The 21,263-nt window shown below is 65.9% G+C and carries 22 protein-coding genes; 11 read left to right on the top strand and 11 right to left on the bottom strand.

The features are described 5' to 3' along the window. The first annotated feature begins 19 nt into the window (after nucleotides 1–19). Entirely contained in the window at nucleotides 20–1,267 is a 1,248-nt protein-coding gene (gene manA / locus BACI348_RS07045) for a mannose-6-phosphate isomerase, class I (RefSeq protein ID WP_159824567.1), read from the top strand. A gap of 92 nt (nucleotides 1,268–1,359) precedes the next feature. Here manA and BACI348_RS07040 read toward each other — a convergent pair whose 3' ends face one another. Together BACI348_RS07040 and glpX are read right to left on the bottom strand one after the other, a co-directional pair. After that, a complete protein-coding gene (locus tag BACI348_RS07040) occupies nucleotides 1,360–2,415 on the bottom strand; it encodes a lipid II:glycine glycyltransferase FemX (protein ID WP_159824566.1) in 1,056 nt (351 codons plus the stop codon). Nucleotides 2,416–2,501: 86 nt separating this feature from the next. Then, a complete protein-coding gene (gene glpX / locus BACI348_RS07035) occupies nucleotides 2,502–3,524 on the bottom strand; it encodes a class II fructose-bisphosphatase (protein WP_201298497.1) in 1,023 nt (340 codons plus the stop codon). A gap of 239 nt (nucleotides 3,525–3,763) precedes the next feature. Between glpX and BACI348_RS07030 the strand changes: the two genes are divergently transcribed. The 5 genes from BACI348_RS07030 to BACI348_RS07010 all read left to right on the top strand — a co-directional run bounded on the left by BACI348_RS07030 (nucleotide 3,764) and on the right by BACI348_RS07010 (nucleotide 9,070). Next, nucleotides 3,764–4,444, top strand: a complete 681-nt coding sequence (locus tag BACI348_RS07030) for a DUF4245 domain-containing protein (protein WP_159829887.1) — start codon at nucleotides 3,764–3,766, stop codon at nucleotides 4,442–4,444. Nucleotides 4,445–4,454: 10 nt separating this feature from the next. After that, nucleotides 4,455–5,069 carry a carbonic anhydrase gene (locus BACI348_RS07025; protein ID WP_159824564.1) on the top strand — a complete coding sequence of 205 codons (615 nt, stop codon included), beginning with the start codon at nucleotides 4,455–4,457 and terminating at the stop codon, nucleotides 5,067–5,069. A 76-nt stretch (nucleotides 5,070–5,145) separates the two neighbouring features. Then, a complete protein-coding gene (locus BACI348_RS07020) occupies nucleotides 5,146–6,576 on the top strand; it encodes a class II fumarate hydratase (protein WP_159824563.1) in 1,431 nt (476 codons plus the stop codon). 143 nt (nucleotides 6,577–6,719) lie between these two features. Next, nucleotides 6,720–7,391 carry a TetR/AcrR family transcriptional regulator gene (locus BACI348_RS07015; RefSeq protein WP_159824562.1) on the top strand — a complete coding sequence of 224 codons (672 nt, stop codon included), beginning with the start codon at nucleotides 6,720–6,722 and terminating at the stop codon, nucleotides 7,389–7,391. Next, complete coding sequence (locus BACI348_RS07010) at nucleotides 7,388–9,070, top strand: MDR family MFS transporter (RefSeq protein ID WP_159824561.1); 1,683 nt, start codon at nucleotides 7,388–7,390, stop codon at nucleotides 9,068–9,070. The genes BACI348_RS07015 and BACI348_RS07010 overlap by 4 nt, the downstream gene beginning before the upstream one ends. A gap of 132 nt (nucleotides 9,071–9,202) precedes the next feature. On the opposite strand, the gene BACI348_RS07005 is transcribed toward BACI348_RS07010, so the two are convergent. Continuing rightward, nucleotides 9,203–9,673, bottom strand: coding sequence for an NUDIX hydrolase (locus BACI348_RS07005; RefSeq protein ID WP_159824560.1), 471 nt, complete (start codon nucleotides 9,671–9,673; stop codon nucleotides 9,203–9,205). 55 nt (nucleotides 9,674–9,728) lie between these two features. Then, nucleotides 9,729–10,283, bottom strand: a complete 555-nt coding sequence (locus BACI348_RS07000; RefSeq protein WP_159824559.1) for a prepilin peptidase — start codon at nucleotides 10,281–10,283, stop codon at nucleotides 9,729–9,731. Nucleotides 10,284–10,341: 58 nt separating this feature from the next. On the opposite strand from BACI348_RS07000, the gene BACI348_RS06995 reads away from it, so the two are divergent. Together BACI348_RS06995 and BACI348_RS06990 are read left to right on the top strand one after the other, a co-directional pair. Then, entirely contained in the window at nucleotides 10,342–11,133 is a 792-nt protein-coding gene (locus BACI348_RS06995) for a hypothetical protein (protein WP_201298391.1), read from the top strand. A gap of 42 nt (nucleotides 11,134–11,175) precedes the next feature. Beyond that, complete coding sequence (locus BACI348_RS06990; RefSeq protein WP_159824558.1) at nucleotides 11,176–11,823, top strand: GNAT family N-acetyltransferase; 648 nt, start codon at nucleotides 11,176–11,178, stop codon at nucleotides 11,821–11,823. Nucleotides 11,824–11,989: 166 nt separating this feature from the next. Here BACI348_RS06990 and phoH2 read toward each other — a convergent pair whose 3' ends face one another. Continuing rightward, the gene (gene phoH2, locus BACI348_RS06985) at nucleotides 11,990–13,408 is read right to left on the bottom strand and encodes an RNA 5'-3' helicase PhoH2 (RefSeq protein ID WP_159824557.1); all 1,419 of its coding nucleotides are present in this window, start codon (nucleotides 13,406–13,408) and stop codon (nucleotides 11,990–11,992) included. Nucleotides 13,409–13,647: 239 nt separating this feature from the next. Beyond that, complete coding sequence (locus tag BACI348_RS06980) at nucleotides 13,648–14,409, bottom strand: isoprenyl transferase (RefSeq protein WP_159829883.1); 762 nt, start codon at nucleotides 14,407–14,409, stop codon at nucleotides 13,648–13,650. 152 nt (nucleotides 14,410–14,561) lie between these two features. Here BACI348_RS06980 and trhA point away from each other — a divergent pair, with 152 nt between their 5' ends. Continuing rightward, entirely contained in the window at nucleotides 14,562–15,305 is a 744-nt protein-coding gene (gene trhA, locus BACI348_RS06975; protein WP_236557482.1) for a PAQR family membrane homeostasis protein TrhA, read from the top strand. A gap of 23 nt (nucleotides 15,306–15,328) precedes the next feature. Here trhA and BACI348_RS06970 read toward each other — a convergent pair whose 3' ends face one another. Continuing rightward, a complete protein-coding gene (locus BACI348_RS06970) occupies nucleotides 15,329–15,685 on the bottom strand; it encodes a hypothetical protein (RefSeq protein WP_159824556.1) in 357 nt (118 codons plus the stop codon). 98 nt (nucleotides 15,686–15,783) lie between these two features. Further along, nucleotides 15,784–16,689 (bottom strand): mycothiol conjugate amidase Mca, encoded by a 906-nt coding sequence (mca, locus tag BACI348_RS06965; RefSeq protein ID WP_159824555.1) that lies wholly within the window; start codon nucleotides 16,687–16,689, stop codon nucleotides 15,784–15,786. A 128-nt stretch (nucleotides 16,690–16,817) separates the two neighbouring features. Here mca and BACI348_RS06960 point away from each other — a divergent pair, with 128 nt between their 5' ends. Both BACI348_RS06960 and greA read left to right on the top strand, forming a co-directional pair. Then, a complete protein-coding gene (locus BACI348_RS06960) occupies nucleotides 16,818–17,285 on the top strand; it encodes a DUF4307 domain-containing protein (RefSeq protein WP_159824554.1) in 468 nt (155 codons plus the stop codon). Between the two features lie 142 nt (nucleotides 17,286–17,427). Further along, on the top strand, nucleotides 17,428–17,922 hold the full coding sequence (greA, locus tag BACI348_RS06955) for a transcription elongation factor GreA (RefSeq protein ID WP_159824553.1): 495 nt from the start codon (nucleotides 17,428–17,430) through the stop codon (nucleotides 17,920–17,922). 84 nt (nucleotides 17,923–18,006) lie between these two features. Here greA and BACI348_RS06950 read toward each other — a convergent pair whose 3' ends face one another. The 3 genes from BACI348_RS06950 to BACI348_RS06940 are packed head-to-tail and all read right to left on the bottom strand — an operon-like array spanning nucleotide 18,007 to nucleotide 21,243. Further along, nucleotides 18,007–18,642, bottom strand: a complete 636-nt coding sequence (locus tag BACI348_RS06950) for a rhomboid family intramembrane serine protease (protein ID WP_159824552.1) — start codon at nucleotides 18,640–18,642, stop codon at nucleotides 18,007–18,009. Nucleotides 18,643–18,651: 9 nt separating this feature from the next. Then, entirely contained in the window at nucleotides 18,652–19,890 is a 1,239-nt protein-coding gene (gene ilvA / locus BACI348_RS06945) for a threonine ammonia-lyase (protein WP_079595700.1), read from the bottom strand. A 3-nt stretch (nucleotides 19,891–19,893) separates the two neighbouring features. Then, nucleotides 19,894–21,243, bottom strand: coding sequence for an AI-2E family transporter (locus BACI348_RS06940; RefSeq protein WP_159824551.1), 1,350 nt, complete (start codon nucleotides 21,241–21,243; stop codon nucleotides 19,894–19,896). Nucleotides 21,244–21,263 lie beyond the last annotated feature (20 nt).

The raw sequence follows: 21,263 nt of genomic DNA, 5'->3' as shown, positions 1-21,263 counted from the left end.
AAACCTAGGAGACAGCAACTTGTACGAGATTCAGAACGTCCTCCGGGATTACGCCTGGGGATCAACCACGGCGATCGCCGCCCTGCTGGGGCGTGCTGAGTCCGGGCGGCCGGAAGCGGAGCTGTGGATCGGGGCGCACCCCGACTCCCCCTCGGTGGCCCGCGTACCCGAGGACGGCTCGGACACCGCCCTGGACGCCTTGATTGCCCGCGACCCCGAGCATTTCCTCGGCGCGGACTCGGTAGCGCGGTTCGGGCCCAGGCTGCCCTTCCTGGCCAAGATCCTGGCCGCCGCCCAGCCGCTGTCGCTGCAGGTCCACCCCAGCCTTGAGCAGGCAAGGGCCGGTTTTGCCCGGGAGAACGCGGGCGGCGTTGCCGCGGACGCGCCCCACCGGAATTACCGGGACGACAACCACAAGCCCGAGATGATTTACGCCCTGACGCCCTTTGAGGCGCTGTGCGGTTTCCGGCCGGCAGCCCAGACCCGGGAAATCCTGCAGCATGTGGCGGCAGCCTTTGATGCCGTGGAAGGCGACGCGCCCGCGCTGATCGGTGCCCTGCTGGCGGATCTCCAGACAGCCGACGAGAGTGCCGGCCTCCGGGCTGCCTTCGAGCGGCTGATCACCGGCGGCAGGCCAGTGGCTGAGGATACTGCCCTGGTGGTTGCCGCGCTTCTGTCCGGCGCCCCGCTGGCACCCTATGAAACCGAGCTTGGCACGGTCATCAGCCTCAATGAGAAGTACCCCGGTGACCCCGGAGTCCTGATTTCGCTGCTGCTCAACCGGATCTCGCTGGAACCCGGTGAAGCGGTCTACCTGCCGGCAGGGAACGTGCACGCCTACCTGCACGGGCTGGGCGTGGAGGTCATGGCGTCCTCGGACAACGTGCTGCGCGGCGGGCTCACGCCCAAGTTCATTGACGTCCCAGAACTGCTGCGGACCATTGATTTCCAGCCTGTCGCCGTGCCGATGCTCCCGGCGGAGCGGACGGTTATGGACCAGGAGCTGTTCCGCCCGCCGTTTGGGGAATTCCAGCTCCAGCGGATCGAGCTTGCCCCGGACGCCGGACCCGTTCCGCTGGCACAGTCCGGCGCCGCCGTGGTGATCGTAGTGGCCGGGGATATCTACCTGGACTCCCCCAAGGGCGACCTGCAGCTCTCCCGGGGCGGCAGCGCTTTCCTGGCCGCGGCCGAGGCGCCCGTCAACGTCCACCCGGTCGCCGGCAGCACGGAGCCTGCACTGGCGTTCGCTGTCACCACCGGCCTTTAGCGGCGCTCAGCCCGCTAGAGCAAAGGGCGACGGCGGCACCTTGGTGGGTGCCGGCGTCGCCCTTTGCCTGTGGTGCAGTCAGCTGCCTGAAGTCAGCTGCCCGGGCGCAGCTTCCGGATCAGTGGCCGGACGCGCCCGGCGGCGGTCTTCAGGAGCCGGCGTCCCTGCTGGAGTCCGCGGCGGGCCAGGGGCATGGCCTGGGCGTAGGCGGGGTAGAACGGCGAGAGCGGTTTTTCCCACGTGCCCAGGAGCATGTTTTCGTGCTTGGCGAACTGTTTCTTGAAATCGGAGATGCCGTCGTTGAGCAGGCCGTTGAAGTCGTAGCGGGAGCACCCGTCCTCGCGCATGGCCTGCAGCGCGGCCCACTTGACGCCGTAGTTCACGCGCTGCTTCTGCCCTTCGGCGGAAACCCCGCCGTAGAGTTCAAAGGCGGTGGACCCGCTCCTGGCCAGCCAGACGAAGGCCAGCATCTGCTCGCCGTCGAACGCCGCGATGATCGGTGACCCGTCGCCCAGGTTCCTGAAGATATCCCGGTAGTACTGGTCCTCGTGGATACCGAAGCCGGCGCGCTCGGCCGTGTCGTGGTAGATCGCCAGGACCTGTTCCAGCTCGGAATCGTTTTTGACCTTGCGGAACTCGACGTCGCTGCGCATGGCTTTGCGGATGTTCGCCCGGGTGGACTTGGACATCTCTGCCATCAGATCGTCATCGGTCCGGGTCAGGTCCAGGATCAGCGTCCGCGGGATCAGCACCGTATTGGTGGTGGCCCGGAAACCGGCCGAGGCTACGGCGCCCGCGAAGGCCGAGTCCGCATCCCAGTCCGGTTCGATGCTCAGCGCCACTGTGCGGTGGCGGACGGCCGCGTGGTCCGCAAGGCTGGCCAGGACGGCCGGAGCGTCCTCCACCGAACACATCGGGCCGCGGGGGATGTACACCAGGGCGCGGAAGGGGAACGGGAGGCGCCGGATGAGCAACTGGGCGCATCCAATGGTGTTGTCACCGTTGTTGACCAGCACCCGGTCCACCGACCAGCCGTGCATTGCCTTGGTTTCGCCCCAGCCCCATAACTGCTGCGGATGTCCCTGAAACCGGTCAACATGTTCGTCCCAGAGGGCGCGGTCAGTACAGGGAACAACAGCAGGAATCATGGCTTCAACCCTATACCAAGGCCTCAAACGGCAGATCCCCGGAGCGCGCGGGGCGCTCCGGGGATCTGCGGCAGACGGGAAGGGGCTCAGCTCTTGCGGGCGTATCCTTCCCACTTGCTGGCCTGGTGCTCACCTTCCACGAACCGGATGGTGCCGGACTTGGAACGCATCACGATGGACTGGGTCAGGACCTTGTCCTTGGAGTAGCGGACGCCCTTGAGCAGGTCGCCGTCGGTGATGCCGGTGGCGGCGAAGTAGCAGTTGTCGCTGGAGACGAGGTCGTTGGTGGACAGGACCCGGTCCAGGTCGTGGCCGGCGTCGAGGGCCTTCTGCTTCTCTTCATCGCTGGTGGGCCACAGACGGCCCTGGATAACCCCGCCCAGTGACTTGATGGCGCAGGCAGCGACGATGCCTTCGGGGGTGCCGCCGATGCCCATCAGGGCGTCCACGCCGGTGCCGGAGCGTGCGGCGGCGATGGCGCCGGCAACGTCACCGTCCATGATGAATTTGGTGCGGGCTCCTGCTTCGCGGATTTCCTCCACAAGCGGGCGGTGCCGGTCGCGGTCCAGGATCATCACGTTGAGCTGGTTGACCTTCACGCCCTTGGCTTTGGCAATCAGGTGCAGGTTCTGCTTCACGGGCAGGCGGAGGTCCACCATGTCCGCAGCTTCCGGCCCGGTGACGAGCTTCTCCATATAGAACACCGCGGAGGGATCGAACATCGAGCCACGCTCAGCCACGGCCAGGACGGCGAGGGCGTTGTTGATGCCCAGTGCGGTCAGGCGGGTTCCATCGATGGGGTCGACGGCCACATCGCATTCCGGGCCGGTGCCGTCGCCAACGCGTTCGCCGTTGAACAGCATGGGGGCTTCGTCTTTTTCGCCTTCACCGATGACCACAACGCCGTTGAAGTGGACCGTCTGCAGGAAGGAACGCATGGCATCAACGGCCGCGCCGTCTGCCGTATTCTTGTCGCCGAAACCTACCCAGTGCCCGCCGGCGATGGCTGCGGCCTCGGTGACGCGGACCAGCTCAAGCGCAAGGTTGCGGTCCGGCTCGTCATTGCCCACGGCCAGGGACGGGGAGATCGTTGAGTACTTCTGGGTCATGGACGCTGGTGACACGTGAACCTCTTCTTCGAGTGGCGATCATTGAACCCGCTGGCGCCGGAACAGCAAAAGCGGTGATTCCTCTAATACCGATCATAGTCGCGGCGCGGGTTTGGCGGATGCGCGATGACGTGGCCTCGCAATGTTCCTGCCGGCCACACAGCAGGCAGGACTCCCGTGCTCCACCCGGAGAGTGTGAGTTGTGCACCGGCATGGGGGACTATGGAGGGGTGAGCGACATGCAGGAAAAGACCAATCCAACCCCCGAACCGGCCGGATCCGGAAGCAGCAGCGAACCCGGTGCAGCCGGCGGGCCGGCCCCGGTTAGGCCTGTGATTCCGGCGGCGGCAGCCAAGCGGGCCAACGCCTCGGTGATCGGGATGATCATCGCGCTGGTTGTCAGCATTGCGGCCTTCCTGCCCATCGTCCTGATGAACCCCTCCCCCAAGAATGACGGCTACCGGCCCGACATCGATGTCAGCGCCGCAGCCCGTAACGCAACGGATGTGGCAGGATTCACACCGGCGGCCCCGGACACGGGCAACGCCTTCCGGCCCAATTACGCCCGCTGGGAGGCCGGCACGGGCAGTGGGGTGCCCGCCTGGGAGGTGGGATACATCACGCCAAAGGAGTCTTTCATTGGACTCATCCAGACCCGGGCCGCCAACCCCACCTGGCTCCTCCAGCAGACACAGAACGCACCGGTCACCGGCTCCCGGAACGCGGGCGGCCGGGAGTGGGAACTCCGCGATACCGGCAAGGGAGACAAATCCATGGTGCTGGAGTACCGGGGAACCACCGTGATCCTCGCCGGGTCCGCGCAACTGGACGAATTCGCCACCCTGGCGGCCGCCGTCGTGAAATCCCTGGACAGCAACCCCGCCGTCACAGATTCCCCCGCGGCCACCCCCGCCCCCTAAAGTAAGGAGGGTGACTACCAACCTGACTCCTGCCCTTGCCTGGCGCCGGATGCGCGAAGGAAACGAACGCTTCGTGGCCGGCGAATCCTCACACCCGAACCAGGATTCCTCGCGCAGGTCCTCCCTCGTGGAGAACCAGCACCCCTTCGCCGTGATTTTTGGCTGCGCGGACTCCCGGCTCGCCGCAGAGATCATTTTCGACGTCGGCCTCGGCGACGTCTTCGTGGTGCGGACCGCAGGACAGGTTATTGACGACGCCGTGCTCGGGTCGCTGGAGTACAGCGTGGGCGTGCTGGGCGTACCGCTGATTGCAATCCTGGGCCACGACAGCTGCGGCGCCGTCAGCGCCACCAAGTCGGCCGTGGAAACCGGTGCGATGCCGGCGGGATTCATCCGCGACCTGGTGGAACGCATCACGCCGTCAGTGCTGACCTCCATCCGCAACGGCCAGCACGAGGTCAACGACATGGTGGTGGAGCACGTCAAGCAGACGTCCCAGCGCCTGGTGGACAGCTCGCGTGTGATTTCGGACGCAATTGAAAGCGGACGCACCGCCGTCATCGGCCTCTCGTACAGCCTGTCCGAGGGCCGCGCCAACGTTGTTTCCGGGATCGGCGAGCTCTAGTGCCCAGGTAAAAACCCGCCCGTAGCATGCTCTTCACGGTTTTCGATGAGGTGCCTGATCGCCCTAAGCTAGCCCCATGACTTCCACTGAAGAGTTCCGCATTGAACATGACACGATGGGCGAAGTCCGCGTCCCCGTGAACGCACTGTACCGCGCACAGACGCAGCGGGCAGTGGAGAACTTCCCGATTTCCGGCAAGACCCTGGAACGTGCCCACATTGAGGCACTGGCCCGGGTCAAGAAGGCCGCTGCCCAGGCCAACGCTGAACTGGGTGTGCTCGACGGCGAGCTTGCCAAGGCCATCGCAGACGCGGCGGACGAGGTGGCCACCGGGAAGTACGACGGCGACTTCCCCATCGACGTCTTCCAGACCGGTTCCGGCACGTCCTCGAACATGAACACCAACGAGGTCCTGGCGGAACTGGCCACGCGCGCCCTCAAGGCCGCGGGCAGCGACAAGGTGGTCCACCCGAACGACCACGTCAACGCCTCGCAGTCCTCCAACGACGTGTTCCCAACGTCGGTGCACGTTGCCGCCACCTCGGCACTGATCAACGACCTCATTCCCGCCCTCGGTTACCTGGCCGAGTCGCTGGAGCGCAAGGCCGTGGAGTTCAAGGACGTTGTTAAGTCCGGCCGCACGCACCTGATGGACGCCACCCCGGTGACCCTCGGCCAGGAATTCGGCGGCTACGCAGCGCAGGTCCGCTACGGCATCGAGCGCATCAACGCCTCCCTCCCCCGCGTTGCGGAAGTTCCCCTCGGCGGCACGGCCGTGGGCACCGGCATCAACACCCCGGCAGGCTTCCCGGAGCGCGTGATCGAACTCCTGGCCACCGACACCGGCCTCCCCCTCACCGAGGCCCGCGACCACTTCGAGGCCCAGGCCAACCGCGACGGCCTGATCGAGGCATCCAGCCAGCTGCGCAACATCGCCATCTCGTTTATGAAGATCAACAACGACCTCCGCTGGATGGGTTCAGGCCCCAACACCGGCCTGGGCGAGATCGCCATCCCCGACCTGCAGCCGGGCTCGTCGATCATGCCGGGCAAGGTCAACCCGGTCATCTGCGAGGCCTCCATCATGGTGGCCGCCCAGGTCATCGGCAACGACACCGCCATCGCCTGGTCCGGTACCAACGGCGCCTTCGAGCTGAACGTCGGCATCCCGGTCATGGCCGCCAACCTGCTCGAGTCCATCCGCCTGCTGGCCAACACCAGCCGGGTCATGGCGGACAAGATGATCGACGGCATCACCGCCAACGTGGAGCGCGCCCGCTTCCTGGCCGAGGCTTCACCGTCCATAGTTACCCCCCTGAACAAGTACATCGGCTACGAGAACGCGGCCAAGATTGCCAAGACGGCAGTGGCCGAGGGCCTCACCGTGCGCCAGGCCACCGTGAAGCTCGGCTTTGTCGGTGACGGGGAAGGCAAGGTTTCCGAGGCGGACCTGGACAAGGCGCTGGACGTCACCACCATGACGGCCCCGGCGCACAAGGCCCAGTAACAACCCAAGCGGCTCCGCGCTCAAGCACGACGGCGGCCGCTCACCTTCGCGATGAAGGTGGGCGGCCGCCGTCGTGCTTTAACCGCTAAAGCCCGGGAAAGCTGAAATTGCACTGAAGCCGAAATAGTGTAAAACTTTACTTTGTGAATGAAAGTGCAGTAATTGAAGGCGGGCTCCGGGAGCGGAAGCGCGCCGCCACCCGGGCGGCCATTACCGCTGCCGCCCGCGCCCTGACCGCCGAGCGCGGCCTGACCGGCTACACGGTCGAGGAAGTCTGCGAGCGCGCGGACATCTCCCGCCGGACGTTCTTTAACTATTTCCCCGCCAAGGAAGACGCCGTGATCGGCCACGCCGACGAGGACATGCCCGCCGGGATCCTCCAGGAGTTCATCGACGGCGGCTCCCCCTCACCCGCGGGTGACATCTCCCCCACACTGTTCCGCGACCTCGTCCGGCTGTCACTGAAGCTCTCTGAGGACATGGAGGCCTCGGAGGAGGAAACCCGTCAGCTGATCGCCGTCGTCAAGAAAGAGCCCCAGCTGATCCTGCGGCTCATTGGCGTCACCGAGCGGCGGGAAGCGCAGTTCGCCCGGGACGTGGCCCGGCGGGAAGGCGTCGCCACCGACCACCCCGTGGTCCAGATGGCCGTCACCCTGCTCAGCACCATCGCCCGGAAAAGCAGCATGGCCTACTTCGCCGACGGCAACACCCGCCCCTACAAGGAGCTCCTGATGGAGAACATCTCCGCCGCCAGCCTGCTCTTCTCACAGCCATTCGAACAGCCGGAAACCACCGTCGCAGAAGGACAACCATGAGCATCGCCACCAAACCGGCAGCGGGTCCGCTGCTGCTGACCCAAAAACGCATCTGGATCATCTTCTCGGCGCTGATCGCCGGAATGCTGCTCTCCAGCCTGGACCAGACCATCGTCTCCACCGCCATGCCCACCATCGTGGGCAAGCTGGGCGGCGTGGAGCACCAGGCCTGGATCACCACCGCCTACCTGCTCGCCACCACCATCGTGATGCCCATCTATGGCAAGTTCGGTGACGTCCTGGGCCGGCGCAACCTGTTCCTGATAGCCATCGCCCTCTTCACGCTCGCGTCCGTGGGCTGTGCCCTTGCCACCGATTTCTGGGGCTTCGTGATCTTCCGGGCCATCCAGGGCCTGGGCGGCGGCGGCCTGATGATCCTCTCGCAGGCCATCATCGCGGACATCGTGCCGGCCAAGGACCGCGGCAAGTACATGGGACCGCTCGGCGCCATCTTCGGCCTCTCCGCCGTTGCCGGTCCGCTGCTCGGCGGCTTCTTTGTGGACCACCTGACCTGGGAATGGGCCTTCTACATCAACATCCCCATCGGTATCGCAGCCTTCGCCATCGCCTGGTTCACCCTGACGCTGCCCAACAAGAAGGCCGAAAAGCGGATCGATATCCTGGGCGTGATCCTGCTGTCTGCCGCCACCACATGCCTGATCTTCTTCACCGACTTCGGCGGCAAGAAGGACGAAGGCTGGGACTCCCCCCTTACGTGGGCCTTCGGGGCCGGCATGGTCCTGTCCGCTGCCGCCTTCGTGATGGTGGAGCGCCGCGCGGAGGACCCCATCATCCCGCTCAGCCTGTTCCGCAACCGGATCTTCGTCAACGCCACGGCCATCGGCTTCACCCTGGGGCTGGGCATGTTCTCCGCGATCGCGTTCGTGCCCACGTTCCTGCAGATGTCCTCCGGCACCTCCGCGGCTGAGTCCGGCCTGCTGATGCTGCCCATGATGGCGGGCCTGATGGGCACCTCCATCTACTCCGGCATCCGGATCTCCAAAACCGGCAAGTACAAGATGTTCCCCATCCTGGGTGCGGCCTTCACCATGGCTGCCATGTTCTGGATGACTACCCTCGCCGCCAGCACCCCCATCTGGGTCATCTGCGTGCAGCTGTTCATCTTCGGCGCAGGCCTGGGCCTGATCATGCAGGTGGTGGTCCTGGTGGTCCAGAACTCCGTCCCGGCCAGCCAGATCGGCACCGCCACCAGCACCAACAACTACTTCCGCGAAGTAGGTGCGGCAATGGGCGTGGCCATCTTTGGCTCCATCTTCACCAACCGGCTCTCGGAGTCCCTCACGGGCGCCTTCACCGGCGCCGGCGCGTCCGCGGACCAAGCGGCCCAGTCCACCAGCACGCTTGACCCGCAGGCGCTGAACCAGCTTCCGGAACAGCTGCGCGACGCCATCGTCAACGCATACGCGGATTCACTGGCACCGGTGTTCTGGTACCTCATCCCGTTTATTGCCGTGGCGCTGCTCCTGGCGCTCACCCTGAAGCAGATCCCGCTCTCGGACACTGCCGGAATGGTGGCCCGCGGTGAGGCCGTGGGCGGTGAGGAGGCCGAACGCCTCGCCGCAGGGCTGACGGGCGCCGCTGCCAACCGGGCTGTCACTGTTGAGGAGTCCGCCACGGTGAAGGACGACGACGGCGAGCTGGTCTCCCAGCGCAGCTGACCGCCGTGCCACTCCTCCCGGCCGTGGTTCAGGAGTGGCTGAAGAACCGGCAGGGGCGCCGCAATCCTGGGGGGTGCGGCGCCCCTGTTGGGGTGTTCCTTCGCGAATGAGGGTTGCGCGAGGGTATGAAGGTCAGGGTTCGAAGTGGGCGGCTTCAGCCGGTTCCAGCGCGCGCCGGATACTGGTGAGGTGCCCTGCCATCAGGTCGGGAAGTTCGTCAAGACCGAACCAGCCGACGGCGAGGGACTCGTCATCATTCACCCTTGCCGTACCCGAGACGTAGCGGCAAAGGAACACCACATCCAGGAATTCGCACACGTCGCCGTTGGGGTAGGTGACGGGGCCAACGGCCCCGACGGAAACCACGCGCTCCGGCTCGGCCACGACAGCCGTTTCCTCAAAAATTTCCCGCACCAGGCCCCGCGCCGGCTGCTCCCCCGGATCGAGCATTCCGCTGATCAGGGCCCACTGCCCGTTGTCGGCCCGCCGGGCGAGCAGGACCCGGCCGGAGTCATCAACCACCACGCCCCGGACGCCGGGGACCCACAGTGGGTCGTTGCCGATTTTCTTGCGGAGTTTCAGGATGTAGTCAGGTGCAGGCACCCCGCCAGCCTATCGAAGTGACCGGGAGCAGCACCGATCCGGCCCGTCATGGCCGTTACGCCGGCAGGAGCATCGCAGCCGCCGTCCCGGCCAGCATAAAAGGGCCAAACGGGATGGACGACTTCAACGTCCCCAGGCGCGCCGCCAGCAGGGCAACGGACCACAGGCCGCCCAGGAGGAACGCCAGGAAGGTGCCTGCGAAAAGGTGGCCCCAGCCGAGGTAGCCAAGGTACATTCCCAGGACGCCGGCGAGTTTGACATCACCAAACCCCATTCCCGGCGGGTAGGCAAACCGCAGGATGAAATAGAAAAGCCAGAGGATCGCGGCCCCGGCCACGATGCGGAGGGCGGGCATGGCCAGCACGCCCTCCGGCGGCCCACCGGCCCCTGGGGCCGTGCCGCTGCCGATATCTCCAAAGACTGCAGCCGCGAGCAGGAGGACACCAGCCACGGCGTAGGACGGGAAAACGATCCGGTTGGGCAGGAGGTGGTGCTGCACGTCGATCACAGTGAGCCTGACGGCCATCACCGCGAAGTAGGCGCAGGCGGCAACGACCAGCCAGAAGGCCAGCGGGGTGTGCTGCCAGAGTTCGCCCAGTCGTTGGATCACCCTCGGATGCTACTGGATTTCCGCTGGCCCCCGCACTGCCCGCGCGTAAACTGTGGATATGGCGACCTGGGACTCCCGGCACCGGATGATTCCGGACAGCAGCTCGGCCGCCGCTGACCCGGCCCTGTTCCGGAATCTTTGCAGGTCCTCACCCTGGAAGTGGCAGTCGCTGCGCTTTGAATACTGGGACGAGCCCTTCGCCGAGGCACCCAGCCCGGCCGCGCCCCTGGTCCGGGCATGGCTGCGCCGGCCGGGCGCACTCCGGCTCGAAACTGCGGACGGACTGGTCCTGCACAGCACCACGGGAATCAACGATTCGAAGGACGGACTGTACGTCAGCGCCACGCGGAAGTCCTGGCTCCTCCCGCCGCACCTGGTCACACCCGTCTACGACGACCACGGACTGGTGCGCCGTCGCCCGGAAGCCGCCTATGGTGAGCCGGGATTTGGCAACGGCCGGTTCTCCGCCGCCCTGGACCCGGTGGAACTGGCCGGCAACGCCCCGGTGCCCATCGAATTCCCCGGCAGCAATACAGTGGAGATACACGAGGTCAACCGCCGGGAGCACGAGGGCCGCCCCGTCCTGGAAGCCGTAGTGAGCCCCACGGCCGCGTACCATCCCACCCACCCGGCAGCCCCCCTCTGCCTGCCCGGACAGTCGCGGATCCGGGTGGACCTGGGGACGGGTGTGTGCGTGGCCAGCCAATCCCTCGAACCCGGGACGGATGAATACGGCCACTGGCTTCGTATCATCGGCGTGGACGAGTACATGCTGGACGATCTGTTCGTTGCGCAGTCAATGAGCCTCACGGACGTCCGGCAGCACATCAGCTGGGACGTCCCCGCCTGACCGTGACATGCCAGGCTGCAGTCCTTCGGCTAGGCTTCGCTGATGATTCCACTGAACGACGTCTGGCCGCTATTCGGCCTGCGGCTGACCACGCCCCGCCTTGAACTCCGCCCCATCCGGGACGAGGACATCCCGGCGGCCGTAGAAGCCGCCCGCAGTGGGATCCACGAGCCCAGCCGGAATCCTTTCAGTACGCCTTGGACCGAACTTCCTGCCGATGAACTCGGCCCCAACATGGCCCGCTGGTACTGGCGTTGCCGCGGTGAATCCATACCCGAATCCTGGACCCTGCTGCTCGGCATCTGGCACGAGGGCGAGTTCATCGGCTGCCAGGACGTCGGTACCAAGGACTTCGCCGCGCTCAAGACCATCTCCACCGGGTCGTGGCTGAAGCAGTCCGTACAGGGCCGCGGCCTCGGCAAGGAGATGCGTGCCGCCGTCGTCCTTTACGCCTTCGGCTGGCTGCGTGCGGAAGTAGCCGAATCCGAAGCGGCCCTTTGGAACGAAGCGTCCATCGGCGTGTCCCGGTCCCTCGGCTACGAACTGAACGGCACCACCCGGAAGGCGTGGGGCCCCAAAGTCGAAACCGTCCAACACGTCCGCCTCACCCCGGAGACGTTCAAACGCCCCGACTGGGAGTTGCGGGTAGAAGGCCACAAAGCAGCAGCGAAGTTCCTCAAGGTCACCTGAGTCCGTTTCCTCGACTGGGGTTCGTCCGTCCCCAGCACTTCGCCGTCGCTTAGACACCTCCCGCCGCGCCGCTTCGGTCGCTGGGCGACCTGCGCACCGCTCTGGTCGGCGATGCGCTCCTAAGCGAAGCACTGGGACCGGCCTCGCACCTGTCAGGACAGGCGACTTATCCTTCGAGCAGTTCCGTGACCAGGGCTGCGATCGGCGAGCGCTCGGAGCGGGTCAGGGTGATGTGGCCGAAGAGCGGGTGTCCTTTCAGGGTTTCGACGACGGCGGCGATTCCGTCGTGGCGGCCGACGCGGAGGTTGTCGCGCTGGGCGACGTCGTGGGTGAGGACGATCTTCGAGTTCTGGCCCATCCGGCTCATGACCGTGAGCAGGACGTTCTTTTCGAGCGACTGGGCCTCATCCACGATCACGAAGGCATCGTGCAGGGAGCGGCCGCGGATGTGGGTGAGCGGCATAACCTCGAGCATGCCGCGGTCCATGACCTCCTCCACCACTTCCTGGCTGACCAGCGCACCGAGGGTATCGAAAACAGCCTGGGCCCAGGGGTTCATTTTTTCGGATTCGGAGCCGGGCAGGTAGCCGAGTTCCTGGCCGCCCACGGCATACAGGGGCCGGAACACAATCACCTTGCGGTGTTCGCGGCGCTCCAGCACTGCCTCCAGGCCGGCACACAGGGCGAGTGCGGATTTGCCGGTTCCGGCCCGGCCCCCGATGGACACAATCCCGACGGCGGGGTCCATCAGCAGGTCGATGGCCAGCCGCTGCTCAGCGGACCGCCCGTGCAGGCCGAAAACGTCACGGTCACCCTTGACAAGGCGGACCTGCTTGTCGGCGCCCACGCGGCCCAGCGCCGAACCCCGGTTGGACAGCAGGACCAGGCCGGTGTTCACCGGAAGTTCTGCCGCCGCCGGGATGAACACCGGCTCGTGCCCGTAGAGGGTGTTGATTTCCTGTTCGCCGGCTTCCACCTCGGCCACGCCGGTCCAGCCCGAGTCCTTTACGAGCTCGTTGCGGTACTCGTCGGCGGTGAGCCCCATGGCGGAGGCTTTGACGCGCATGGGCAGGTCCTTGGACACCACGGTGACGTTCCGGCCCTCGTTCGCGAGGTTCTTCGCGACGGCGAGGATGCGGCTGTCGTTATCTCCGCTGCGGAAGCCCAGCGGCAGCACCTCGGCGGAGATGTGATTCAGTTCCACCATCAGGCTGCCGCCGTCGTCGCCGATGGGAATCGGCTGGTTCAGGCCGCCGTGTTTGACCCGCAGGTCGTCGAGGAGCCGGAGGGCCTTGCGCGCGAAGTAGCCAAGTTCGGGGTCGTGCCGCTTGGCCTCAAGCTCGGTGATGACCACAACCGGAACAATGACCTCATGTTCGGCAAACCGCAGCAGCGCCCGTGGGTCGGAAAGCAGGACAGAGGTGTCGATCACGAAAGTGTGGATGGTGGCTTCCCTTCCAGAGACAGCAAAACCGGCCGCGGCTTCTTCCGCTGCACCGGTTTCCAGAATGGCTCGCTTGGCGCGAGAGGTAGCTTTCTCTCCCTGGTCGGAAAGGACCGGGGGCAGTTGTTCAGAAATAGCCACATCGACTCCAGCCCCGGGCGCAAGCCCGGATGTGTTAGTGGTGAGCCGGCTCGGCCGTGAGGCCGGGTCCGGCCTCCCATACAACCGGTGCGATGTCTCGCTCCATGTACTGGCCTCCCCGATCAGCCGGCGGTTTTGCCTGCTGATGGATATAACGTAAATCCATCGGCAGTAATTTCCGCAACCATTACGCGGCGATTTCTGTTGCGGCCTCGTAAACTCCCGGTAAACCGCGGATGTCAGGCCCCGAAGCGCCGCTGCCTGCCCGCGTAATCGCGGAGGGCACGCAGGAAATCGACCTTGCGGAAGGCAGGCCACAGCGCTTCGCAGAAGTAGAACTCGCTGTACGCGCTCTGCCACATCAGGAACCCGGAAAGGCGTTGTTCGCCGGACGTGCGGATCACCAGGTCCGGATCAGGCTGGCCCCGCGTGTAGAGGAAGCGGGAGATGTCGTCCACACAGAGTTCGTCTGCCAGCTTGCTGATGTCCTTGCCTTTGGCCACGGCATCGTGCAGCAGCTCCCGGACAGCATCGACGATTTCCCGCCGGCCCCCGTACCCCACGGCAACGTTGACGTGGATTTTCTCCCGGACCGGGGTGCGCGCCGTCAGCTTGTTGAGCCGCTCCGCCAGGTAATCCGGCAGGAGCTCAGGAGCGCCCATGGCATGCACGGAGACATTGGCGTCCTCGTCCAGCCGGTCCAGGGTGTTGGCGATGATGCCCATCAGCAGGTCAAGTTCTTCACTGGACCTGTTCATGTTGTCCGTGGACAGCATGTACAGCGTGACCACCTTGATTCCGAGTTCCTGGCACCAGCCCAGAAACTCATGGATCTTGTCCGCGCCGGCCTGGTGGCCCTGGCTGGTGGGGGCATTGAACTGCTTGGCCCAGCGCCGGTTGCCATCCACCATCACGCCGATGTGCCGCGGAATGCGGTCCCGGGCAAGGTCCTTGAGCAACCTGCGCTCATAAAAGCCGTAGAGGAACCCGGGCAACTCCACGCGCTCACTCACCTGACTTCCTTGCTGTACGTTCCGCTTTGCACATCCTAGGCTACCGTCCGCAGCGGCAGGGGCAGTCCCGGCAGGACAATCCGAAATAAGCCCCAGGTTACCCGCGGGTAACTTACCGGGCCGTAAGTTATTCTGGAGCAATGAACAGCGACACCCCGGAGGCTCCCCGGACGCCGCCGAGCCACGATTCAACCGCCGGATCCGGCTCTGCAGCGAACCCCGTGGACGAGGCCGCTGTCCGGCTCGCCGGGCTCCTGATGATCAAGCCCAAATGGCGCGGCTGGATCCACACCGTCACCGCTCCGCTGGCATTGGCGGCGGGCATTGTGCTCATTGCTCTGGCCCCCACAGTGGACCGCAAGGTCACGTCAGGCATCTTTGCGGCCACCGGAGTGCTGCTGTTCGGCATCAGCGCCGTTTACCACCGCGGCAACTGGTCCCCGAAGGTCAAGAGGGTCCTCAAACGCCTGGACCACACCAACATCATGCTGGTGATTGCAGGAACCTACACGCCGCTGGCCTGGACCCTCCTGGAACGGCCCCAGGCAGTCCTGCTGCTCTGGGTCATCTGGTCCGGCGCCATCCTGGGCGTCCTGTTCCGTCTGCTGTGGACGGATGCGCCGCGCTGGCTGTACGTTCCCATCTACATTGCCCTGGGCTGCGGATCCCTGTTTTACCTCCCGCAGTTCTTCCAGGCAAGCATTCCCGCTGCCGTACTGATCTGCGTGGGCGGCGTCCTGTACATCACCGGGGCGGTTTTTTACGCGCTGAAGAAGCCGAACTTCAGCTACCACCACTTTGGCTTCCACGAGCTTTTCCATGCCCTGACGGTGGTTGCGTTCGCCGCACACTTCACGGCCATCACCCTGGCCGTCCTCAGCTAGGTAACCGCAACTCGGCCGGCCGCCTAGTGGCGGCGACCGCCGGGACCGGCGTCAGTACCGCCGTCGGCCGGGCCCTGGAAGGGCTCGCCGGCCGACGAACCCGCAGATGAATCAGCAGGCCGTTCCTCGGCCTCTGCCGCTTCGACGTCGGCGGCAGCGGCCGCTGCCATGCGCTCCTCCTCCACCTGCGCGCGGTAGCGGACACGGCGGATGCGGCGGACCATGTCCACGATGAGCAACGCCGTGGCCACCACAAAGAAGGCCGTCATGATGAAGCCCAGGAGGCCCGGGGTGACCTGGTCCTCCGAGATCCCCTCACGCAGCGAAGGCGTGGGCAGGGGCGTGGGCGTGGTGGCCAGGCTGAGGAGCAGACGGTGCACGTTAAATACCTTCTATGGAACGGGTGTCAGCAGGCAGCAGATGCAGCCGTCCGGATCCGGACGCTTCTTCTACGCGGCATAGAAATTGCCCGCCGGTTCTATCTTAGCCCCGCGAAGAGGTCCTTTTCGGGCAGTTCGGCGGGCACCCGGGAGCTGATCAGTGAGTAATCCTCCCAAGGCCACGCCCGGCGCTGCATCTCCGGGGACACAGCGAAGAAGAACCCCAGCGGGTCCACCTGCGTCCTGTGTGCCCGCAGGGCGTCGTCGCGCACTTCAAAGAAGTCGCCGCAGTCCACCTGCGTGGTGGTGGGGTGGGGTGCCGGCGGCGGAGTGTGGCCCTCGGCGTCGGCCTCCAGCCACGCCGCCAGCCGCTCGGCGTACGGCGACTGCAGGCCCGCCTCCTCCAAGGCGAAGTGCAGGGCACGGAAGCGTTCGGGGCTGAAGGCCCGGTCGTAGTAGAGCTTGCTGGGCTCCCACGCTTCCCCGGCCCCGGGGTAGCGTTCCGGATCGCCGGCCGCTTCGAAGGCCTCAACGGCCACGCGGTGGGCCATGATGTGGTCCGGATGGGGGTAGCCGCCGTTTTCGTCGTAGCTCAAGATCACGTGCGGCTTGTAGGACCGGACCAGGCGCACCAGGGGGGCGGCGGCATGGTGCAGCGGCAGCGTGGCGAAGGATCCGGCGGGCAGGGGCGGCAGCGGATCGCCCTCGGGCAGGCCCGAGTCCACGAAGCCCAGCCACCGTTGCCTGATGCCCAGGATTTGGGCCGCCCGTTCCATTTCGAGGCGCCGGGCACCGGCCATGTCCCGCCGGGGGTGCGGTTCGCCTTCCACTGCCGGGTTCTGGATGTCTCCGCGCGATCCGTCGGTGCAGGTGGCCACCATGACTTCCACCCCCGAGGCCGCGTACTTTGCCATGGTGGCGGCACCCTTGCTGGACTCGTCGTCCGGGTGGGCATGGACGGCGAGCAGCCGGAGCGGCGCCTGGGAGTTGCTGGACGCTGTCATCGAAGGACTGCTCCTCTATTCTTCATATCTCGGCTTGTGGCTGCTGTTTGTATCACTGGGCGGGCGGTGGACCCCGGCCGGTGCCGCCGGTCGGGAAAGCGCCGGCGGAAGGGCACTAAACTGGTCTGGTGACTTCCCCGGACCAGCCGGCCCCATCCGAGCCCGCGAACACTAGCCTAGCCAATCGTTATGGCGCTAAAAAGCGCAGGCTCTCCCCTGCCGCCCGGCGGGCCATCGGCGGCGTTGCGCTGGCCGCGGGCATCGGATTCATGGCCTGGGTATCGACGTCGAATTCCCTCTCCAGCGTGAGCTTCAAGGACGTCGGCTACGCCACCACCGACGCCACCTTGGCCGAGGTGGACTTCCAGGTGACCAGGGAACCGGGGACGGCCGTCAAGTGTGCCATCAAGGCGTTGGACTCCAAGTTCGCCGTGGTGGGCTGGAAGGTGGTGGACATTCCGCCGTCGCAGGCTGAGGAAACAGCCGACGGCGGGCGGACGGTTTCGCAGCGGGTCGCCGTCCGCACTGAGTCCCTTTCCGTGTCGGGCGTGGTGGACAGCTGCTGGATCCCGGGCGGTTCCGACCGGAAGATGTGATCCGCGCCGCTTCCATGTTGGGTTAAGTCCACAGGATTGACTACAATGGAGCAATACCTTTACCCCGCTGAGCTGGTTACTGTTCCACAAGTGGCCACCGTGGCGGGGTCTTTTGCATGTAGGACCATTAGAGGAGAAGTCCGTGTCTACCACCAACAGCGCAGCTGCAGCCTGGCTTACCCAGGAAGCTTTTGACCGCCTGAAGGCAGAGCTGGACCACCTTTCCGGCGCTGGCCGCGCGGAGATCGTCCAGAAGATTGAGGCAGCCCGGCAGGAGGGTGACCTCAAGGAAAACGGGGGTTACCACGCCGCCAAGGAGGAGCAGGGCAAGATCGAGGCCCGCATCCGCCAGTTGACTGCCCTGCTTCGGGACGCCCACGTGGGCGAGTCTCCGGCCGATGACGGAATCGTTGAGCCCGGCATGATCGTGGTTGCCAGGATCGCCGGTGACGAAGAGACCTTCCTGCTCGGTTCACGCGAGATCGCCGGCGATTCCGATCTGGACGTCTTCAGTGAGAAGTCCCCGCTGGGTGCTGCCATCCTTGGCCACAAGGAAGGCGAGACGCTCAGCTACACGGCGCCCAACGGCAAGGACATCAAGGTAGAGATCCTTTCCGCCAAGCCGTACGCCGGATAGCGGCAGTCCGGACAAAAAGCGCTGGCCACCCCGAGGGGTGGCCAGCGCTTTTTTGGTGCAGGAACGGTCCTTCGACGGCGGCACTCAGAACTCGTTCAGTACCGCGGTTTTGCGGGGGCGGAGGAGCAGCGCCGCCACCACTCCCCCGGCGGCTCCTCCCAGGTGCGCCTGCCACGAGACATAGCCGGCAACCAACGGCAGTACGCCCAGCAGGATGCTCCCGTAGCCCATGAACAGCACTACCGCCAGGAGGATCTGCCGCCAGCTGCGGTTGAAGAATCCGCGGACCAGGAGGAAGGCGAACAGCCCGAACACCAGGCCGGAGGAACCCACGGTAATGCCGCCGTTTCCGATGAGCCAGACCGTCAGCCCCGAGCCGAGCCAGCTGAGCGCCAGCGCTGTCAGGAATACCCGCAGACCGGACAGGAACACCAGGAAGCCGAAGATTATCAGCGGCAGGCTGTTGGACAACAGGTGGTTCAGGTTGGCGTGCAGGAGCGGGAAGGTGAAGATGTCCAGCAACCCGTCGGCGCTCCTGGGGCGCAGGCCGAACGTCCGGTTGAGCGAACGCAGCATCAGTGCGTTGAACAGTTCGATGGCAAAGAGGAGCGCCACGAAGCTGCCCAGCACCAGCAGGCCGCCCTTGGCCCGGGCGGCAATGGTCCGCCGGTCTCCGAAGTCCTTGCCTCCGAAACCTTTGTACCCCGTCAGTCCGGCCATCCAGTCCCCCTAGTGCACCACGATCGGTTGGAATCCCTCGGCCCGGAGCGCGCTGAGCACCTGCTCCCCGTGCTGGTGGCCCTTGGTTTCCAGGTTAACGGTGATGGAGACGTCACCCATGCTGATGGACCCGCCCACGCGCGTGTGGTCCAGGCCCGTGACGTTGGCGTCGTTCTCGGCGATGATCCTGGCGATCGTCGCGAGCGAGCCCGGGCGGTCGTCGAGCATCATGCGGACCGTCATGTAGCGTCCCGCGGCGGACAGGCCCCGCTGGATGACTTTGAGCATCAGCATGGGGTCGATGTTGCCGCCGGAAAGGACTACGGCAGTGGTCCCGGGATTTTCGATCTTGCCGTCCATGAGGGCTGCCACACCCACGGCCCCGGCAGGCTCCACCACCATCTTTGCCCGCTCCAGCAGGAAAATCAGGGCCCGTGCGAGGGAGTCCTCGCTGACGGTCACAACATCGTCCACCAGTTCGCGGATGATGCTGAAGGGCAGCTGGCCGGGCCGGCCCACTGCGATGCCGTCAGCCATGGTGGAGACCTTCTTCAAGGGCACCAGTGCGTCAGCGGCGAGTGAGGGCGGGTAGGCTGCGGCGTTCTCGGCCTGAACACCGATGATCCGGATTTCGCGGCCCAGTTCCTTGGCCCGGGCTTTGATGGCGACGGCGACACCTGCCAGGAGCCCGCCCCCGCCGACGCCCATGAGGACTGTGTCCACGTTGGGCACCTGCTCCAGGATTTCCAGTCCCAACGTTCCCTGGCCGGCAACGACGTCCACGTTGTCGAACGGGTGGACAAAGACCGTGCCGGTCTCGTTGCTGTAGCGCTGGGCTTCAGCCAGGGCCTCGTCCACATTGTGCCCGTGCAGGATGACCTCAGCACCGTGGCTGCGGGTCGCGGCCAGTTTGGGCAGGGCTACGCCCAGCGGCATGTAGATGCGGGCTTTGATGCCCAGGCTCTTGGCGGCCACTGCGACGCCCTGGGCGTGGTTGCCGGCGGACGCGGCCACCACACCGCGCTTCTTTTCCTCCGGCGACAAGCGGGCCATCCGCACATACGCGCCGCGGACCTTGAACGATCCTGCACGCTGCAGGTTCTCGCATTTGAAGTAGACGTCCCCGCCGACCATCGCTCCCAGGGCCCGTGACGATTCCACAGGGGTCCGCGCAATAATCCCGTCGAGCAGCTTCTGCGCCTCCAGGACATCGTCCAGCGTGACGGGAAGGGTTTCAAGGATGTTCACGGACTAATCTCCTCTGGATTTCGGCCCCGGCGCCGCGTCGTTGGTGCGGGCGTCGGGATGTTCTGCGTGTGTGCCGGCCGCGGCGCCGCTCCCCTCACGGAGGGCGTCCGGCGGGTCAACATGCGAAATGGTGTTGTCCGGGCCGGCGCCGGTCACCGAGGGGCCGCCGGGCGCTGCCAGCACTTGATCATGTTCCCACGTTCTGGCGGCGATGTAGCGAACGGCCGAATTTGCGACGGCGAGGATGGGCACCGAGAACAGCGCCCCGGGGATCCCGGCCAGGTAGGAACCGGCCGCTACGGAGAGGATCACGGCCACCGGATGCAGGGCTACGGCCTTGCCCATCACGAGCGGCTGGAGGATGTGGCTTTCGAGCTGCTGGACCAGCAGCACGATCCCGAGCATCACCAGGGCGTTGACCGGTCCATTGGCCACGAGCGCCAGCAGGACCGCGATGACACCGGTGACCAGGGCACCCACCACCGGGATGAAGGAGCCAATGAACACCAGGACGCCAAGCGGCAGGGCCAGGGGCACACCGATGATGGCGGCACCGACACCGATGCCCACGGCGTCCACCATGGCGACGAACAGCTGGATCCGGGCGTAGCTGACCATGGACGACCAGCCCTTCCGCCCTGCGCCGAACGCCGCGGCCCGGGCTTTCCTGGGCAGGAGCCGGACCAGGAAGGCCCAGATGCGGTCGCCTTCGAGGAGGAAGAAAATCGTCACAAACAGCGCCAGGAGCATTCCCGCGGCGAAGTGGCCTGCGGTGCTGCCGAAGGACAGGGCGCCGCTGAGGATGCTGCTGCTGTTGCTCTGCAGCGCGTCGGTGGCTTCCTTGACGTACTGGTCAATCTGGGCGGCGGTCAGGTGCAGGGGTCCGGCCGAAAGCCAGTCCTGGACCTGCTTCACGCCCTCCAGCGCTTGGGACCAGAGCTCACCGAATCCGATGAGGAGCTGCCTGCCCACCAGTGCCAGGGAGCCCACGATCAGTCCGATGAATCCGAGGACCGTCACGGCCACCGCGAGGCCACCGGGAAGTCCCCGCCGCCGCAGCCAGGCGGTCACCGGGCTGAGGAGGCCTGCGAGGAGCGCGGCCACCATCACCGGGATGATCAGGAAGCTGACCTGCCGCAGCAGCCAGACCAAGGCACCGGCCACCAGGAGGATGAGGCCCAGCCGCCAGGCCCAGGAAGCGGCGATGCGCACGCCGTAGGGAATGTCCTGGTCCAGCTCACGGTCCGTCAGGACCCGCAGCGGCGGCCCTGCCTGCGCCGGTACGGGCGGGGCGGTTGGCTGCCGTACTGGCTGTTGAGGGTCGGGCGTTACGGGATCCTCGGCTGGCGTCATAGCCTAATACTTCCGCAGCC

The organism is Arthrobacter sp. 9AX, assembly GCF_902506095.1.
Classification (GTDB): Bacteria; Actinomycetota; Actinomycetes; order Actinomycetales; family Micrococcaceae; genus Arthrobacter.
The sequence above is the reverse complement of the archived record's forward strand: the minus strand, read 5'-3'. Positions and strand labels throughout refer to the sequence as shown.

Bases quoted from the DNA above. Each gene is read 5' to 3' on its own strand.
- BACI348_RS07010 (WP_159824561.1), top strand. From the start codon at position 7,388: ATGAGCATCGCCACCAAACCGGCAGCGGGTCCGCTGCTGCTGACCCAA.
- BACI348_RS07020 (WP_159824563.1), top strand. From the start codon at position 5,146: ATGACTTCCACTGAAGAGTTCCGCATTGAACATGACACGATGGGCGAA.
- trhA (WP_236557482.1), top strand. From the start codon at position 14,562: ATGAACAGCGACACCCCGGAGGCTCCCCGGACGCCGCCGAGCCACGAT.
- mca (WP_159824555.1), bottom strand. From the start codon at position 16,689: ATGACAGCGTCCAGCAACTCCCAGGCGCCGCTCCGGCTGCTCGCCGTC.
- BACI348_RS06940 (WP_159824551.1), bottom strand. From the start codon at position 21,243: ATGACGCCAGCCGAGGATCCCGTAACGCCCGACCCTCAACAGCCAGTA.
- BACI348_RS06950 (WP_159824552.1), bottom strand. From the start codon at position 18,642: ATGGCCGGACTGACGGGGTACAAAGGTTTCGGAGGCAAGGACTTCGGA.
- BACI348_RS07030 (WP_159829887.1), top strand. From the start codon at position 3,764: ATGCAGGAAAAGACCAATCCAACCCCCGAACCGGCCGGATCCGGAAGC.
- BACI348_RS06995 (WP_201298391.1), top strand. From the start codon at position 10,342: ATGGCGACCTGGGACTCCCGGCACCGGATGATTCCGGACAGCAGCTCG.
- BACI348_RS06990 (WP_159824558.1), top strand. From the start codon at position 11,176: ATGATTCCACTGAACGACGTCTGGCCGCTATTCGGCCTGCGGCTGACC.
- BACI348_RS07040 (WP_159824566.1), bottom strand. From the start codon at position 2,415: ATGATTCCTGCTGTTGTTCCCTGTACTGACCGCGCCCTCTGGGACGAA.
- glpX (WP_201298497.1), bottom strand. From the start codon at position 3,524: ATGACCCAGAAGTACTCAACGATCTCCCCGTCCCTGGCCGTGGGCAAT.